Source organism: Pseudenemella bisphenolivorans, from assembly GCF_051133435.1.
In the GTDB taxonomy this organism is placed as follows: Bacteria; Actinomycetota; Actinomycetes; order Propionibacteriales; family Propionibacteriaceae; genus JAAYAO01.
This window is the reverse complement of record NZ_JBPGNY010000002.1, coordinates 366,212-381,928: the sequence shown is the minus strand read 5'-3', so window position 1 is coordinate 381,928 and position 15,717 is coordinate 366,212. Positions and strand designations below refer to the sequence as shown.

The window sequence follows — 15,717 nt, the reverse complement described above, 5'->3', positions numbered from 1 at the left end:
TCCGTTCGGTCAGCCGTGCTGGGGTGCGGCGATGCTGAAGTGGGGCGACGCCGGGCCGGGGCCCCGTCCGGGGTCGAGCGGCGGTGGCGCCACCCGGGCATCGGCCCACACGTGGGAAGGTACCAGCGCCAGCAGGTGGGTCAGCCGGGCCGCCATCTCGTCCACCTCGTAGGGGCTCAGCCGCTGGCGTTCCCACAGGGTGAACACGCCGTTCTCGATCGAGTAGTGGTATTGCCCGAGGGCGCCGTCGAGCAGGGCGGCCATGAACTGCGGATGCACGATCTTGAACACGAAGCGCTTGTCGAGGCCGCGCACGTCGAAGGCATCGTTGAAGTTGTCCGATTCGAACTGGATGTCCTTGGTCAGCGCCAGCCGCCGACCCGAACGGATCTGCATCATCGGCAGGTGCACCGCGGCGGTCGGAATCTGCAGCACCCGGTGGTGATAGGTCGTGCTCGACTTACCCGAACTCACCGTGTATTGGTACGTGAAGCCGCGAAACGGCACCCCATGATAGGTACCCTCGACGATATCGGTCGCCCGCCGGCTGCTGCCCCGTCCGAAGGGCTCCTGGCGCCACTCCCGGAAGAAGTTCCGGTCCAGATGGATGTACCTCCAGCCGCGTGATGCGGCGAAGGCCTGCCACTCCTTGCGTCGCTTCTGCGCCTGACGCACCGCAACCACGATCACCACCGCCACCGCGATCAGGATCAGCATGTTGAAGATGATCACCACAGACGGGTAGTCGAACACAGGAGCGCCTCCTTCCAAAGGGCCAATTGTGCTTGCCGGCGGGGTCAGCGGCTGTGCAGTGCCGTCCGGGTGCCGGGCAACCTACGGCCACTGTCGGGGCGCACCGAGGCCCGGGAACCGGCCCGGGTGCCGGCGGCCCGGCCGACCTCCGACTGCACCCCGGTGGAAGCACCCCGCCACGACCCGCGGACGTTGAGTCTGGCCCGTGCCGCCTCATGGGCGGCGGCCACCTTCTCGCGCTTGCTCAACAGGGCCAGCTCGGCCCCGGTCGGGTTCTCGGCGTGCTCATCGGCCCAGGCCCGCACCGCCTGTTCGTGGCCCTCGCGCAGGCGGGTCAGCACGCGCATCACGAAGGCCTCGTAGAACGACTTGCGGGCGGTGGAGGCGTGCATCGGCTTGTAACGCTCCCGTCCCCAACGGTCGTACTCCACCACCACTTCCTGCTTGTATTCGCCGGTGGCGATCCAGGCATTCGCCGCCCGCACCATCTGGGCCCGCAGGGATTCGAACAGGGCGTTGGTCATCGCGATGTCGGAGGGAAAACCGGTCGGGTACACCGCGGTGGAGTTGCTGGCGATGAAACACGACACCTCGTTGACCCGGGCGATGCCGGTGTAGAGCACCACGGCGATCCGCAGCCACCGTTGCCCGGGTTTGCCCAGCGGGTAGGTCTGCTCCTCGGGCAGTTCGGGAGTCTCGTCGGCCCGGATCGCCTCGCGGGCCAGAGCCAGGTCGATCGCATGCCGGGTGGCGAGCTCCTGGGCGGCCGCGGCGAAGGTCTCGGCCTCTGCGGCATTCGAGGTCGATTCGGCCTTGGCCAGCAGTTTGCCGATCGTGGCCGTCCAGTCCTTGGCCGGACGGGTCGCTGCGGCATGGGCGAGTTCCAACAGCCGGGCGTTGCTCGGCAACCCCAGGTCGTGCAACACCCGGTAGAAGTGGGTGCGGAAGGCCGGACCGTGCCCGGGCGGATCGCCGGCGGTGTGGGCGAGGTGATGGGCGAGTTCGTGCATCACCACCAGCCCGCGCATCGCCCAGGCACCCCCGATGTCCAGCGGTGGCACCCGAATCTCGCCGTCCACGTACTCGGCCTTGGTCGCACCCCGCCGGGCGCGCACACTCACCGGCGGGACACCGAGTCGAGCGGTGGCTTCGGCACAGAAATGGGCAACCTCGTCGATCGTGGCGAACAACGGGTCGGCTTCCGGAATCCAGGTGGTGCCGTCCAGCCGGACGGGCTCACCGCGGTCGATCCAACCGATCAACCGGTTCTCCGCGTCGTAGAGCGTGACGCGATCGGGGTCGGGGGTGGTCATGGGGCAATCCTGACATCCGGCACCGAAATATCCGGCCTCGGCGACAAACCGCAACCCGGGTGCACGCGTTCGACGACCGTCCCCGATCACGCCGCCCTCACGCCAGGTGCGTGATTGGGCCCGTCCGAGTTGTTCGTTCTGGGCGTAAGTGGGTTAGAAGGGTGACATGCGAATCATCAGCCGGCGGGTCGAGTACCTCGTGGACGCGATGGCGGCCTTCGAGACCTGCTTCGCCGACGGTGACCATCCGTGGTTGCTCGATTCCGCCCTGGCCGGGGCGCAGGCCCGATTCAGCTACCTCGGCTCTGCCGACGGCCCGCTGGCCCGGGTGCTGCGGGTGCACCATGGGCCCGGAGTGGAACTGCGCGAACACGGCGCCACCCGCCGGCTCGACCGCGACCTGCTCGATGTCCTGGTCGATGACCTCGTGGGGGACGTCCCGGTCGACGGCCCGCCGCCACCGCCGGGGTTCCGGCTCGGCTGGGTCGGGTACCTCGGCTACGAGTACGCGATGCGCCTGCTCACCGGCCTCGACGTGCCGGACGAAACTCCTGAGGCCGTGCTGGTCTTCACCGACCGGGCGGTGGTGATCGATGCCGTTGCCGGTGGGGCGTGGATTCTGGCCCTGACCGATGCGGCGCATGAGGCCGAGCAGCAGGCCTGGGTCACCGAGACCGCCGCCGTCCTCGCACATGCAACCCGTAGTCGTTCCTGCGTGGCGAACTGTCCCGCGCAGGAACGAGTTCCGGTTGCAACTGCGGACGTGACGGTGCGACACCCGTACCGGCGCTACCTCGACCTGGTCGAGCAATGCCGAGCACACATCGCCGCCGGCGACAGTTATGAGCTCTGCCTGACCAACCGGATCACCGTCAGCGCCCGCACCGACCCGTGGCAGCTCTACCGGCGGTTGCGGGACTCCTCGCCGCGTCCGTTCGGGGCCTATCTGGCCTTCGATGGGGGACGAGTGCTCTCGGCCTCCCCGGAGCGGTTCCTGTCGATCGGCATCGACGGCACGGTGGAGGCGAAACCGATCAAGGGCACCCGCCCCCGTGGCGTCGACGCCGAGGACGACCGGCGGCTGGCCGAGGAACTGGCCGGTGACGAGAAAGAACTCGCCGAGAACCTGATGATCGTCGACCTGCTGCGCAATGACCTGAATCGGGTCTGCCGGCCGGGCAGCGTGCACGTGCCGAAGCTGTTCGACGTCGAGACCTACCCGGGGGTGCACCAACTGGTCAGCACCGTCCGGGGGCGCCTGCGACCGGGGCTGACCGCTGTCGATGCGGTGCGCGCCGCCCTGCCCGGTGGTTCGATGACCGGTGCCCCGAAACACCGCTCGGTGCAACTGCTGCGCGAACTCGAGGACGGCCCGCGCGGGGTGTACTCGGGCGTGATCGGTTACTTCTCCCTGGACGGCTCGGCCGACTGGTCGATCGCGATCCGCACCGTGGTCTGGCACCCCGACCACCTCAGCTACGGCACCGGCGGAGCGGTCACCGCCGACTCCACACCCCGCGGTGAATGGGACGAAACCGTGGTCAAGGCCCGCACCCTCGGCACCGCCCTCGGGATCGACCTCGACGCCGTCCTGCCCACGGCGCCGGCGACCCAGCCCGCACTATGGCCGGGTAGTTACACCCGCCGCGATCAACGCTGGGTGCCCCTCGATGACCCGGACGGCGAGCTGCTCCTTGCCGATTCCTGGCGCCGAGCCGACGGACATACCCACCGCCTCGACCTGCACCGGGAGCGCTTCCTCACCAGTGCGGCCGAGATCCCCGATGCACCCGAAGATCTGGACGGCTTCTTCGATGCGGCCGCCGGCGCAGTGCCCGCATCCGGTGAGTGGTTCCCCCGAGTGCGTCTGCTGCGAACCCCCGACCGCATCCGAGCGGTCTTCGACCTCCGCCCCGGACCTCCCCGCCAGGACACCGTCGTGGTGGAGGTATTGCCTCCCGGTGACCCGCGCAGCAACCCGTCGGTGAAGGGCCCGGACCTCGACTTGGCCGGGGAACTGATCGCCCGAGCGCGCATCCGGGGAGCCGATGAGATCCTGCTCCGCACCGAGAACGGAACGGTGCTCGAAGCAGGCTGGTCGTCGGTGGTCTGGTGGGACGGCGACACCCTCGTGCTGCCGTCGTCCGACCTACCGGTACTGCCCGGCATCACCCGGCACCGGCTCGTCGACCTGGCCCGCGTCGAAGGCGTTCGCGTCCGCGAAGTCCACGCCGGAATCGAAGAGCTGGACGGCCGGGAGACCTGGCTGCTCAATGCCTACCAGGGGTTGCGGCTCGTCACCGGTTGGCTCGGAGCCGAGATCACCCCCGGCGCGGGGGAGCGGTTTGCCCACTGGCGAGCGCTCCTCAACACCTAGTTGCAGCGGGTTGCACGTGCGAGCTAGGAGGATGCTTGCCGTGCTCGCCATTCGGAGGCGAGCAGCGCGTAGCTGGCACCGTCCACCCAGCCGAGTTCGTGATGCAGGGACTCCTCGATGTAGAGCCCTTCCAAGCGCATCCCGGCCTTCTCCAGCACCCGGCGCGAGGCGGTGTTCATCGCGAAACAGCCGGCTTCGACCCGGCGCAGGCCGAGGTCGTTGAAGGCGATCTCCAGGATCGCTTCCAGGGCCTCGGTGGCGTAGCCACGGTTGGCGTGTGCCGGATCGATCGTGTACCCGACCTCACCCAACGAGCGGGCGGCCTCCTCGTCCGGCACCTGCGCCCAGGCGTCGCTGATCGACAGTTTCGCGTTGCCGACCAACCGGCCGTCGCGTTCGATCGCGATGCCGATGTAGTTCGGGTCGCTCAGCCGCTCGCCCAGGTGTTCCAACACCTCGGTGGGGGATGAATACGTGCGCGAGGTCAGCCCGTACACCTCCGGCAACGACAGGTAGGACGCGATGTCCGGAAAGTCCTGATGGGTGATCGGACGCAGCACGAGTTGAGCGGTGACCTTCGGCCACGTGATGGGCAATTCCGGACGCGTCACCGTGTTGCCTTCCCGAATCATGCTGCCTCCACAGGGGATGGCTGAGTAAGAACGTGCTCGTTCACCAGCAGTGCCGAAACTGCTTGGTGAAAACAGTGCAATCCCAAGCAGCCGTTTTTCAAGACCCTTTATTGTCCGAGACGCCGGTCGGCGCTCACTGGGGCGAAACTGTACCGACCGGCCGAGCGAGCAGATCCGGATGGTGCCGGGCCGCCACGTCGGGGTGGGCGCGGAGCCTGGCCTTGAGCATGTTCTCACCGAAGGTGCCCGAGATCGGGTTGTTCGGGTCGCGGGTCACCCCCGGCGCCAACGCCGCCAGTTCGTCCGGCAACTGCAGCACCGGGACGGTGGAATCGGTGGCCGGGTTGAAGAAGAAGGGAATCGACAGTCGCGACTGGCCGGGCGCCGGCGACAGCACCCGGTGGTTGGTGGCCTTGAGGTAGCCGTTGGTGGCGAACTCCAGCAACTCGCCGATGTTCACCACGAAGGCCCCCGGCACCGGCGGAACGTCCACCCAGTGCCCGTCGCGCTCGACCTGCAGCCCGCCCTTGCCGGGTTCGATCAGCAGCAGGGTCAGCACGCCGGGATCCTTGTGCGGCCCGACCCCCTGCCGGGACGCGACACCCTCGCGTCCGGGGTAGTGCACCAGCTTGATCAGGGTGGACGGCTCGACGAAGGCGTGATCGAAGAAATGCCGGTCGGCCCCCAGCGCTTCGGCCCACTCCTGCATCAGCCGCATCCCGATGGCCGACATCCGCTCACTCCACCCGGTGATGACCTCGCGCAGCTCCGGCAGGGCCGCCGGCCACTGGTTCGGCCCCTCCAACCGCAGGTAATCCGGCACGCCGGGGCCGGACGGGACGACCTCGCGTTCGGCCCCCAGGTCGATCTGTTCCCGCCAATCGACCGCCCCCTGGGTGAGCTCGCCACCGGTGCGGGTGTACCCCCGGAAATGAGGGCTGTGGAGCATCTCGATCGCCAGCTTGTCGGCCTCGGGCAGGTCGAAGAACCGCTGGGCCAACGCGAACAGGTCGCTGATCGTGTCCTCGTCGACGCCGTGACCGGTCAGATGGAAGAAGCCGACCTCGTGGGTGGCCCGGCGAAGTTCGGCACGAAAAGCGGCGGCGGACTCGGGGCCGTCGGCCAACTGCGACATGTCCAGTACCGGCAGGTTCGCCTCGGCCATCGACGCATGCTCCTCACTCGAACTCTTCGGACTCCTCCGCGGTGCGAAACAGCACCAGCTCGTCCGGGTCGAGCACCCCGCTGGTGCTCGCCAGGAGCCGTTCCTCGTTGTGGATCCGGGCTTCGGTGGCGCGGGCGCGCATCCGGCGCAGCTTCTCCAACGCCCCCGAGGTCCGCATCAACTCCTTGCCCTGCTGAAACAGCTCCTCCGATCCGCGAAGGTACTGACATTCGATGAAGATCTTGCTGGCGACCATGTGCTGGAACGTGTCATAGGCCGACTGCTTCTCCAGCGTCGCCATGTTCTTGACGATGTAGTCGATCTCTTCCTTGTGTGCCGGATTGCGCAGCAGTTGGAACTTCTTCTTGTACATCCGGTCGTCCAACTCGCCGGCCAGACCTTCCGGGGCGTCGTCCGACAGCAACACCACCAGATCCAGATCCGACCCGTTCACCAGCACCCCGGTACTGCGTTCGGGACGGGGTACCTCGTGCGACATGCCGTAGGCGATGTCCCCGGCCACCACCACGCAGAAGTGTTCGGCGGTGGCCGGGTCGTCCAGGTAACGGCCGCAGACGTCGTCGACGATCCGTCCGGCGAGCAGCAGTTTGCGGTGGGTGACCTTCGCGATCCGGTCGCGCACCTGTTCGGCACGCTCCTCGACCGCGGCGCGTTGGGTGAAGTGGCCGATCACGGTGTAATCGGCGAACTCCCGCTGAATCGACGGCGACAGTCGCTCATAGCCGGGCAGTTGAATGTCCAACCGGACGTAACGCTGACCGACGATCACCGAATACAACTCCCGGTCGAGCCGGCTCGCCCGCCACAGGTCGAAGGCATCGCGTCCGGTGGCCGACTGCAACTGCGCCCCGGTCATCGGGCCACGTTCGATCAGAAGATCGCCGAGGGTCATGCATGGCATTCTTCACCGGGCCCGGCCCCGTCCGCCGCTGACACACCGGTTACCCAGCGGGACCGTGGTTGTAGAAGCAATCACCTACCTGCTGTAGTTCCCTCAACTGAAGGAGGGGGCATGGAACTGTCGGACAAGGTGGCGATCGTCACCGGCGGGGCCGCCGGTATCGGTGGCGCGATCACCCGCATTCTGGTGCAGCGCGGCGCGAAGGTGGTCTTCGTCGACCTCAGCGCCGAGGACGGGAACAGCCTGGCGGCCGAACTCGGTGCCGAGCGGGCCATCTTCCTGCACGGGGATGTCAGCGACCGCGCGATCGCCGACCGGGCCGTCGCCCTGGCGGTGGAGAAGTTCGGACGGCTCACCTCGCTGGTCAACAACGCCCACGCCTCCCGGCAGAAGCCCTTCATCGAACACACCCGCGAAGACTGGGAGCTGTCCTTCGGCACCGGGTTCGGAGCGACGGTGAACTTCATGCAGGCCGCCTACCCCGAGCTGCGCAAACAAGGCGGCTCGGTGGTGAACTTCGGCTCCGGGGCCGGCATGGAGGGCCAGGCCACCCAGGCGTCCTACGGGGCGGCCAAGGAGGCGATCCGTGGCCTCACCCGCACCGTGGCGATCGAATGGGGTCCGGACGATATCCGGGTGAACGTGGTCTGCCCGCGGGCGCTCACCCCGGGGGTGGAACGCTGGCGGGACAACTACCCCGAGATGTATGAGGCCTCCCTCAAGCCCGTGCCCCTGGGACGCTACGGCGACCCCGACACCGATGTCGCCCCGATCGTGGCCTTCCTGATCAGCGACGACTCCCGGTACATGACCGCGCAGACGGTGATGGCCGACGGCGGCGGACAGAAGCTGCGCTGACGGAGCCGGTCCCGGTTCAGTCGCCGGTGCGCCCGTCCAGGGCCTCGGCGAGGAAGTCGGCGTGCCCGGCGTGCCGGGCATACTCCTCGATCAGGTGCACCAGCACCCAGCGCCGCGAGAATCGTCCCGGAGCCTTGGCCGGCCCGACGGTGGCAGCGGTCAGATCCCGGTCGGCGTCGGCGATCTCGCGGGAGCGCTGCACCGCGGCGAGCCACAGTCCGCGCAGTTCATCGGGGGCATCGTCGGCGGCCGAATGCCAGTCCCAGTCCGGATCGGCCTGCCAGTCGACCTTGTTCCACGGCACCGCGGAGGGCGCACCGGCCCACACCCGGGCGAACCAGAAGTCCTCGACGTAGGCCAGGTGTTTGAGCATCCCGCCGAGGGTCATCTCCGAGGGGGCCAGCGGACGGGCGAGTTCCTCGGCGGTGAAGCCGGCGGATTTGCGCTCGATCACCGCCCGGAAATAGTCCAGGAACCCGGTGAGGGTGTCCCATTCGTCGCCGTGCAGCGGTGGTTCGGTGAGCTCCATCCCGCCACAGTAGGGGCCGGGGCTGCTCCGGGTCATCAGCTTTTTCGGCGATCAGCCGGTCGTGGGCCGATCTTCGTAGGAGCGGACGAACACGGGCCGCTGCGGGGTCGATTCGGCCTCCAGGTAGCGGTAGCCGTCCTCGGCGAAGTCGGTGAGCTGCCCCGGACGGCGCACCCGGTTGCGCACCATCCAGGCGGCCATCGCACCGCGGGCCCGCTTGGCGTAGAACGACACCACCGAACGTTTGCCGCGGGCGCTGGTGTCCTCGAAACGGGGTGCGATCACCTCGAAGGCGTCGGCGTCCACCGCCGAGAAGTACTCGTCGCTGGCCAGGTTCACGATCACCGCCGCCCCGGGGGATTCGGCCAGGTCTTCCTGTAACCGTTCGGTGATCCGCGTCCCCCACCACTGGTAGAGGTTCTTGCCCCGGTCGGTGGCGAGTTTGGTGCCCATCTCCAGCCGGTAGGGCTGCATCAGGTCCAGCGGCCGCAGCACCCCGTACAGGCCGGAGAGAATCCGGACGGTCTTCTGGGCCTCGGTGAAGTCACGTTCGCCGAACTCGGCCGCCGCCATGCCCTGGTACACATCCCCGTCGAAGGCCAGCACCGCCGGACGGGCGTTGTCGGTGGTGAAGGGCAGCTCGAAGTCGTGGTAGCGCTGGGCGTTCAACGCGGCGAGCTCATCGGAGATCCGCATCAGGCCGGCGATCTCGGCGACCGGCTTGTCGCGCAGTACCTCGATCAGTTGCATCGACTCGTCCAGCATCCGGGGTTCGGAGTGCTTGCGGGTGGGCAACTTCGATTCGTAGTCCAACGACTTCGCCGGCGACAACAGCGTCAACATGGCCCCACCGTACCGGCCTCAGACTTGTTCCAGCAGCACCCGCACCCGGCCGTCCCAGGGCTGCACGGCGCGCAACAGGTCGGTCAGGTCGAGGGGGTAGACGGTCTGCCCGCCGGCAATCAACTCCTCCAGTTCGGTGGCGGAGAACCAGCGTGCCTGATCGAGCAAATCCTGTTCGGTTTCGGTCCAGCCCGCGGTCGAGATACCCGGACGCACCCGGTCGGTGCGCCACACGAAGAACTCCTCGTCCTGGCGCACGGTGCGGCGGGCGAACCGGAAGATCGCGCTGCGTTTCGCGACCGGGCCGACCAGTTCGGCCGGATCGACCACGAAGCCGGCCTCCTCGGCCAGTTCCCGCACTGCGCCGGTGCGGGCGTCCTCACCGGTGGCGATACCGCCGCCGATGGTGAACCACCAACGGTGATCGCCGTCGTCGTCATCGTGGCCCTCCAACAGCAGGATGTTGCCCTCGGCGTCCAACACCAGGACGCGGGCGGCGGCCCGCCAGGGGATGCCATCGGGGCCAGGCCGCCATTCTTCGCCGGGGTCGGCGGGAAGGTTCTCGCTCACCCGTCCGAGCCTAATCGCAGCCCAACAGGCCGGCTGCCATCCGGTGCAACTGGGCCAAGGTGTGCTCGCGGTCGGCGTGCCCAGCGTCGACCAGCTCGGCACCCCGCTGCACCGCGGCGTCCAGCAGGGCCAGGGCGGTCGCCCCGTCCGAGCCGGGCCGGTCGAGCAGATCGCGGATCTGCGGCATCAGGGCATCGTGTTCGGCGCGCACCCGCGGGTGGGCGAAGGCTTCGGGGACGGTGCGGGCCGCGGTCATCAGCGCGCCGTGCCGGCCACCGGCGAACAGGTCGAAGGTGCCCTCGATGTAGACCGCGAGCCGGGCGGCCGGATCGTCCCCGGCGGCGGTCAGGCGCTCGATCAGTTCGGCATTCCAGGCCGGAATCAGGTCCAACAGCAGTTGCACCATCAAGTCGGTGCCGTTGTGCACGTACTGGTAGATGCTCGAGCGGGCCAGGCCGACCGCGGCGGCCACCTCCGACAGGGGCGGCACCTGCCCACCGGAGCCGGTGATCAGCTCGGCGGCCGCATCGAGGATCGCCCGGTGCTGAGCGGCACGGTGCTCCACGACCGTGGCTGCGGTGATCCTGGGCATCATCCCCTCCTCGGCCGGATGTCACGCTGCCTTCCAGAGTACTTGGCGGGGTTCACCGCAGCCCGCGTCGAGGCGGGCGAATCCCCGCTGAACCGGACGCGTAGTGTGGTAGGTCACATTCGCCAAGGGAAAGGGAAGATCATGGACGACCACGTCTACCGGGTCATCGACCTGGTCGGTAGTTCCTCCGAGAGCGTCGAGGACGCCATCCGCAACGCCCTGCGCCGGGCTTCATCCACCCTGCGCGAGATCGGCTGGTTCGAGGTGACCCAGACCCGCGGCCACGTCGTGGACGGCGAGATCGGCCACTTCCAGGTGGTGCTGAAGGTCGGTTTCCGCGTCGAGGACGGCGACGCCGCACTCTGAGCTTCAGCGGGTGGACGTGTCCCCGGCGGCGGGATCCGGCAAACTGGTGCAATGTCGTTGCTCGATCACGCCATTTGGTGGCACGTCTACCCCCTGGGTGCGGTGGGCGCACCGATTCACGACCGGCCGGACCATGATCCGGGCCACCGGCTGGGACGGCTCACCGCCTGGCTGGACTATGTCATCGAGTTGGGCTGCTCCGGGCTGCTGCTCGGCCCGGTCTTCGACTCCACCTCGCACGGCTACGACACCCTGAACCATTTCCGGATCGACCCGCGTCTGGGTGACGACGCCGACTGGGACGCCTTCGTGGCCGAGGCCCACTCCCGCGGCCTGTCGATCGTGCTGGACGGGGTGTTCAACCACGTCGGCATCAACCACGCCCTGGTGGCCGAAGGGCCCGAGGGGCCGGTGAAGTTCTCCGGCGAACACGTCCACGGCTGGGAGGGCCACACCGACCTGGCCGAACTCGACCACGCCGACCCCCGGGTCGCCGATCTGGTCACCGAGGTGATGTGCCATTGGCTCGGCCGCGGTGCCGCCGGCTGGCGGTTGGACGTGGCCTACGCCGTCCCGCCGGAGTTCTGGCGCGAGGTACTCGGTCGGGTGCGCGAGCAATACCCCGAGGCGATCTTCATCGGTGAGGTGATCCACGGCGATTACGCGCGGATCGCCGCCGACGGCACCCTCGATTCGGTGACCGCCTACGAACTGTGGAAGGCGATCTGGAGCTCGCTGGTCGACGCGAACATGTGGGAACTCGCCCACGCCCTGGAACGGCACGATCAGTACTCGCGCAGCCTGGTGCTGCAGACCTTCATCGGCAACCACGATGTCACCCGGATCGCCAACCGGGTCGGCGATGCCGGGGTGGTGCCGGCCCTGGCGGTGCTGATGACCGTGCCCGGCATGCCGAGCATCTACTACGGCGACGAACAGGGCTACCGCGGCGAGCGCCTCGACGGGTACCACGCCGACGACCAACTCCGTCCGCCCCTGCCCGACACCCCCGAACAACTCGCCGATGCCGGACGTTGGCTGTACCGGGTGCACCAGCAGTTGATCGGCCTGCGCCGGCGGCACCCGTGGCTGACCCGCGGACGGATCGAGGTGGTCGCCAAGGACAACGCCTGGATCGAGTACGCGGTCACCGGTGAGGACCAACGGCTGGACGTGCGGATCGACCTCGAACCGTCCCCGGCGGTGCGGATCTCCTCCGGCGGGTCGCGGATCTTCGAATGGCGCTACGCCGGCTGAGCCCAGGGTGTTCGGGACGACTCAGGGCTGGCGGCGCGGTTCCTCCGATTCGATCCGCTGACCGCGCAACAGCCGTCCGGTGACCCGTTGGCCGAGCTGTTCCAGGGCGAGCCGGCCGACCAGTTGCTGGTTGGTGGTGGCCCGTTCGGTGCGGCCGTTGCTGATGAAGCTGATCGCCCAGTGCAACAAGGTGGTGACCCGGTTCTTGAACCCGGCGATGTAGAGCAGGTGCAGCGCCAGCCACATCACCCAGGCGATGAAACCGGTCAGTTCCAGCTTGCCGACCTTCACCACCGCGGAGTACTTCGAGATGGTCGCCATCGAGCCGCGGTCGAAGTAGCTGAACGGACGGTCGTCGGTGGGTCGTCCGGCGGCCCGGTCGGCGATCCGGGAGGTGACGTACTTGGCCTGCTGGATTGCCCCCTGGGCCACCCCCGGCACACCCTCACGGAAGGCCAGGTCACCGATCACGGTCACCTCCGGGTGTCCGGGCACAGACATGTCCGGTTCCACCACCACCCGTCCGGCTTTGTCGAGTTCGGCCCCGGATTGTTCGGCCACGGTCCGTCCCAGGTCGTTGCCCTGCACCCCGGCGGCCCACACCTTGCAGGCGGCCGCGACGGTGTGATCGGTGCCGTCCGGGCTGCGGTAGGTGACCGAATCGGCGTCCATGTCGACCACCGGGCTGTTCAGGATCACCTCCACCCCACTGCGTTCCAGGGAACGTTGGGTGGCCCGCCCGAGCTTCGGGCCGAAGGGCGGCAGCACCTGGGGTGCGGCGTCGATCAGCAGCACCCGGGCGCTGCTGGAATCGATCTCGCGGAATTGTCCGCGCAGGGTGGTGTTGGCCAGTTCGGCGATCTGGCCGGCCATTTCCACCCCGGTCGGGCCGGCGCCCACCACCACGAAGGTGAGCATCCTGCGGCGCTCGTCCGGGTCGTCGGTCAACTCGGCACGTTCGAAGGCCCAGAAGATCCGGGCCCGCAACTCCAGCGCGTCGTCGATGGTCTTCATGCCGGGGGCGAAGGTCGCGAACTGGTCGTTGCCGAAGTACGACTGCCCGGCCCCGGCGGCCACGATCAGCGAGTCGTAGCCGGTGACCGATTCGGATTCGTGGAACCGGTGCCGCACCGTGCGATTGTCCAGATCGATATCGGTCACCAAACCGGTCAGCACCGTGACATTGCGCTGGCGCTTCAGCACCTCCCGGGTGGACGGGGCGATCGCGCCCTCGGACAGGATGCCGGTGGCGACCTGGTACAGCAGCGGTTGGAACAGGTGGTGGGTGGTCTTCGCGATCACCGTCACGTCCACGTCGGCGTTCCTGAGGCCTTGCGCGGCGAACAAGCCGCCGAAGCCCGACCCGATGATCACCACATGGTGCTTTTTCATGCTTCATTCTCGCCGAGCCGAAGCTGTGCCAAACAGGCGGGGTATCCGACCGCGGCACACCCGAAATCAGGAACTTGTCGATTTATCACCGGTGGTTGGTGTCAGAATGCTCTGCATGAGCGAAGCCCAAGCGTTCGACTTCCTCGGCGACTGGTCGGGGCAGGTGGTCGCCACCGCGATCCATACCGGCAACCGGGTGCGTCCCGAACTGGCCGAGAAGATGGTGCTGCCCGACGACGTCCGATTCCGTGAGGAGGACCCCTTCACCGATCTGATCGGTGCGCTGATTCCGGCGCGGGTGGTGGTGCACACCTCACGCTTCGAGGTCGACCTGAACCGCCCCCGCGACGGCGCGGTGTACCGCACCCCGGAGGAGGCCTGGGATCTGGACATCTGGCGCGACCCGCCGTTGGATCAGGAATCGGTGGACGGCTCCCTGCAGATCTACGACGCCTTCTTCGACGCCCTGGCACCCCGGTTCGACGAACTGGCCGCCCGCGGGCCGTTCATGGTTTTCGACGTGCATTCCTACAACCATCGTCGCGACGGAGCCGATCAGGTGGCAGCGCCACCGGCGGAGAACCCCGAGGTGAACGTCGGCACCGGATCGCTGAACCGCGACCGGTTCGGGTCGGTGGTGGACACTTTCATCGAGGCCCTCGAGACGCAGGACTGCCCCGGGTTGGACGCCGACACCCCGCACCTCGACGTGCGCGAGAACGTCCGCTTCAAGGGCGCCAATCTGGCCCGCTGGACCCACGAGCGTTACCCCGACACCGCGGTGGTGCTTGCCCTGGAGTTCAAGAAGACCTTCATGGACGAGTGGACCGGTGAACCCGACATGGACCGGATCGACCACTTGGCCAAGGCCTTGGCCGGGACCGTCCCGGCGGTGGAGCAGGCCCTGGGGGCGCTTCGATGACGCCCTACTCGGGTGAGGCCGAGGCGGTGTCGGCCGAGCCGGCGCTGCTGTCGGCGGCCGACCTGGCGGCCGATCACCTGATGGCGGGGTTGGCCGACCAGGTGCGGTTTCTGCTGGAGGTCACCCCGGTCAATGCCGACGAGGTGCGCGCGGAGTTTCTCGCCGACCCGAACACCGAGCCGGTCTTCCACTACCGCGAACTGGACGTGCGCCCCGACGTCCTGTCCTCCCAACTGGACGCGCTGCCGCTGGAGAGCATCGAGGACCCCACCGTCGGCAACCTGCTGCGGGCCCGGCACCGGGAGATGGAACTGCGCGTCGAGATGTTGCGCGCCCGTGACACCCCCGACTTCCTGGCCCTGTCGATCGAACAGTACGGTGCCGTCCTGCCCCGGTTGCGCAAGGTCGCCACCGACCTGTTCGAACGGCTGCCCACCGGCAAACTGGACGACGAGCGGGTGGGGGCCGAGGAGTTCCTGGAGGCCGCCCTGGCCGAACTCGACTACTACCGTGAGATCGACCCCGATGTGGGCATTCATGCCGAGATCCGCGACGACGTCACCGGTGTGCTGGTCGACGGCGACACGTTGATGATCTCGGTGAATGCCACCGTCGCCCAGGGCCGGGTGCACGCCTTGCTGCAGCACGAGGTCGGCACCCATCTGGTGACCCAGGTCAATGGCGCCAACCAGCCGTTGAAGATGCTCGGCTCGGGGTTGGCGCACTACGACGAGACCCAGGAGGGTCTGGCGGTGTTGGCCGAGGTCGGCTGTGGCGGGTTGACCGCGGCCCGGCTGCGACAGTTGGCCGCCCGGGTGGTGGCGGTCGATTCGCTCACCCACGGAGCGAGCTTCATCGATACTTTCCGGCTGCTGACCGAAGCCGGGATGCCCGATGGTGGGGCCTACCTGACCACCATGCGGGTACACCGTGCCGGTGGGTTCACCAAGGACGCGGTCTACCTGCGCGGGCTGCTCGACCTGTTCGAGCACGTCGCCCATGGTGGATCGCTCGACATGTTCTTCCTGGGCAAGTTCTCCCTGGAGGACTTGCCTCTGGTTCAGGACCTGTATCGACGGGGCCTGCTGCAACCGGCCCGCATCCTGCCGCGCTGGCTCAACGACGACGAGGCGCTGAACCGGATCCGGCAGGCCGCCGGCACCGACGACCTGCTCACCCTGGTGAGCCACTGATGGCTCCATCCGAAACGCCGAGAAAGGCTGCAC

Annotated in this window: 16 protein-coding genes; 6 read left to right on the top strand and 10 right to left on the bottom strand. The window is 68.0% G+C overall.

The genetic code is table 11. The annotated features are described in order from the left end of the window. Positions 1–9: 9 nt before the first annotated feature. Positions 10–753 carry a type III secretion system chaperone family protein gene (locus tag ACR4XW_RS06625; RefSeq protein ID WP_434759745.1) on the bottom strand — a complete coding sequence of 248 codons (744 nt, stop codon included), beginning with the start codon at positions 751–753 and terminating at the stop codon, positions 10–12. A 44-nt stretch (positions 754–797) separates the two neighbouring features. Then, a complete protein-coding gene (locus ACR4XW_RS06620) occupies positions 798–2,066 on the bottom strand; it encodes a DUF2786 domain-containing protein (protein ID WP_434759744.1) in 1,269 nt (422 codons plus the stop codon). Between the two features lie 166 nt (positions 2,067–2,232). Between ACR4XW_RS06620 and pabB the strand changes: the two genes are divergently transcribed. Then, on the top strand, positions 2,233–4,443 hold the full coding sequence (gene pabB / locus ACR4XW_RS06615; RefSeq protein ID WP_434759743.1) for an aminodeoxychorismate synthase component I: 2,211 nt from the start codon (positions 2,233–2,235) through the stop codon (positions 4,441–4,443). A 23-nt stretch (positions 4,444–4,466) separates the two neighbouring features. Here pabB and ACR4XW_RS06610 read toward each other — a convergent pair whose 3' ends face one another. From ACR4XW_RS06610 to ACR4XW_RS06600, 3 genes are all read right to left on the bottom strand, one after another. Next, entirely contained in the window at positions 4,467–5,075 is a 609-nt protein-coding gene (locus tag ACR4XW_RS06610) for a GNAT family N-acetyltransferase (protein WP_434759742.1), read from the bottom strand. A gap of 133 nt (positions 5,076–5,208) precedes the next feature. Then, positions 5,209–6,240 (bottom strand): isopenicillin N synthase family dioxygenase, encoded by a 1,032-nt coding sequence (locus ACR4XW_RS06605; protein ID WP_434759741.1) that lies wholly within the window; start codon positions 6,238–6,240, stop codon positions 5,209–5,211. 13 nt (positions 6,241–6,253) lie between these two features. Continuing rightward, entirely contained in the window at positions 6,254–7,153 is a 900-nt protein-coding gene (locus tag ACR4XW_RS06600; RefSeq protein WP_434759740.1) for a hypothetical protein, read from the bottom strand. A 120-nt stretch (positions 7,154–7,273) separates the two neighbouring features. Here ACR4XW_RS06600 and ACR4XW_RS06595 point away from each other — a divergent pair, with 120 nt between their 5' ends. Further along, positions 7,274–8,020, top strand: coding sequence for an SDR family NAD(P)-dependent oxidoreductase (locus ACR4XW_RS06595; protein WP_434759739.1), 747 nt, complete (start codon positions 7,274–7,276; stop codon positions 8,018–8,020). A gap of 16 nt (positions 8,021–8,036) precedes the next feature. On the opposite strand, the gene ACR4XW_RS06590 is transcribed toward ACR4XW_RS06595, so the two are convergent. Genes ACR4XW_RS06590 through ACR4XW_RS06575 form a run of 4 tightly spaced genes read right to left on the bottom strand, consistent with a single transcriptional unit; the run spans position 8,037 to position 10,554 of the window. After that, positions 8,037–8,549: a DinB family protein gene (locus ACR4XW_RS06590; protein WP_434759738.1), complete on the bottom strand. Its 513-nt coding sequence runs from the start codon at positions 8,547–8,549 to the stop codon at positions 8,037–8,039. A 51-nt stretch (positions 8,550–8,600) separates the two neighbouring features. Beyond that, positions 8,601–9,392, bottom strand: coding sequence for a peroxide stress protein YaaA (gene yaaA / locus ACR4XW_RS06585; RefSeq protein ID WP_434759737.1), 792 nt, complete (start codon positions 9,390–9,392; stop codon positions 8,601–8,603). Positions 9,393–9,410: 18 nt separating this feature from the next. Then, a complete protein-coding gene (locus tag ACR4XW_RS06580) occupies positions 9,411–9,962 on the bottom strand; it encodes an NUDIX hydrolase (protein ID WP_434759736.1) in 552 nt (183 codons plus the stop codon). A 10-nt stretch (positions 9,963–9,972) separates the two neighbouring features. Then, complete coding sequence (locus ACR4XW_RS06575) at positions 9,973–10,554, bottom strand: TetR/AcrR family transcriptional regulator (RefSeq protein WP_434759735.1); 582 nt, start codon at positions 10,552–10,554, stop codon at positions 9,973–9,975. A 141-nt stretch (positions 10,555–10,695) separates the two neighbouring features. Between ACR4XW_RS06575 and ACR4XW_RS06570 the strand changes: the two genes are divergently transcribed. Further along, on the top strand, positions 10,696–10,920 hold the full coding sequence (locus ACR4XW_RS06570) for a dodecin (RefSeq protein WP_434759734.1): 225 nt from the start codon (positions 10,696–10,698) through the stop codon (positions 10,918–10,920). A 51-nt stretch (positions 10,921–10,971) separates the two neighbouring features. Next, positions 10,972–12,177 carry an alpha-amylase family protein gene (locus ACR4XW_RS06565; RefSeq protein ID WP_434759733.1) on the top strand — a complete coding sequence of 402 codons (1,206 nt, stop codon included), beginning with the start codon at positions 10,972–10,974 and terminating at the stop codon, positions 12,175–12,177. Positions 12,178–12,198: 21 nt separating this feature from the next. On the opposite strand, the gene ACR4XW_RS06560 is transcribed toward ACR4XW_RS06565, so the two are convergent. Then, positions 12,199–13,569: an NAD(P)/FAD-dependent oxidoreductase gene (locus ACR4XW_RS06560; RefSeq protein WP_434759732.1), complete on the bottom strand. Its 1,371-nt coding sequence runs from the start codon at positions 13,567–13,569 to the stop codon at positions 12,199–12,201. Positions 13,570–13,684: 115 nt separating this feature from the next. Here ACR4XW_RS06560 and ACR4XW_RS06555 point away from each other — a divergent pair, with 115 nt between their 5' ends. Further along, on the top strand, positions 13,685–14,491 hold the full coding sequence (locus tag ACR4XW_RS06555) for an N-formylglutamate amidohydrolase (protein WP_434759731.1): 807 nt from the start codon (positions 13,685–13,687) through the stop codon (positions 14,489–14,491). After that, entirely contained in the window at positions 14,488–15,684 is a 1,197-nt protein-coding gene (locus ACR4XW_RS06550; RefSeq protein WP_434759730.1) for a peptidase MATCAP family protein, read from the top strand. The genes ACR4XW_RS06555 and ACR4XW_RS06550 overlap by 4 nt, the downstream gene beginning before the upstream one ends. The last annotated feature ends 33 nt before the right edge of the window (positions 15,685–15,717 follow it).

Excerpts from the sequence above, each read along its gene's own strand:
- ACR4XW_RS06620 (WP_434759744.1), bottom strand. The coding sequence starts at position 2,066 with ATGACCACCCCCGACCCCGATCGCGTCACGCTCTACGACGCGGAGAAC.
- pabB (WP_434759743.1), top strand. The coding sequence starts at position 2,233 with ATGCGAATCATCAGCCGGCGGGTCGAGTACCTCGTGGACGCGATGGCG.
- ACR4XW_RS06610 (WP_434759742.1), bottom strand. The coding sequence starts at position 5,075 with ATGATTCGGGAAGGCAACACGGTGACGCGTCCGGAATTGCCCATCACG.
- ACR4XW_RS06605 (WP_434759741.1), bottom strand. The coding sequence starts at position 6,240 with ATGGCCGAGGCGAACCTGCCGGTACTGGACATGTCGCAGTTGGCCGAC.
- ACR4XW_RS06600 (WP_434759740.1), bottom strand. The coding sequence starts at position 7,153 with ATGACCCTCGGCGATCTTCTGATCGAACGTGGCCCGATGACCGGGGCG.
- ACR4XW_RS06595 (WP_434759739.1), top strand. The coding sequence starts at position 7,274 with ATGGAACTGTCGGACAAGGTGGCGATCGTCACCGGCGGGGCCGCCGGT.
- ACR4XW_RS06590 (WP_434759738.1), bottom strand. The coding sequence starts at position 8,549 with ATGGAGCTCACCGAACCACCGCTGCACGGCGACGAATGGGACACCCTC.
- yaaA (WP_434759737.1), bottom strand. The coding sequence starts at position 9,392 with ATGTTGACGCTGTTGTCGCCGGCGAAGTCGTTGGACTACGAATCGAAG.
- ACR4XW_RS06575 (WP_434759735.1), bottom strand. The coding sequence starts at position 10,554 with ATGCCCAGGATCACCGCAGCCACGGTCGTGGAGCACCGTGCCGCTCAG.
- ACR4XW_RS06570 (WP_434759734.1), top strand. The coding sequence starts at position 10,696 with ATGGACGACCACGTCTACCGGGTCATCGACCTGGTCGGTAGTTCCTCC.
- ACR4XW_RS06565 (WP_434759733.1), top strand. The coding sequence starts at position 10,972 with ATGTCGTTGCTCGATCACGCCATTTGGTGGCACGTCTACCCCCTGGGT.
- ACR4XW_RS06560 (WP_434759732.1), bottom strand. The coding sequence starts at position 13,569 with ATGAAAAAGCACCATGTGGTGATCATCGGGTCGGGCTTCGGCGGCTTG.
- ACR4XW_RS06555 (WP_434759731.1), top strand. The coding sequence starts at position 13,685 with ATGAGCGAAGCCCAAGCGTTCGACTTCCTCGGCGACTGGTCGGGGCAG.
- ACR4XW_RS06550 (WP_434759730.1), top strand. The coding sequence starts at position 14,488 with ATGACGCCCTACTCGGGTGAGGCCGAGGCGGTGTCGGCCGAGCCGGCG.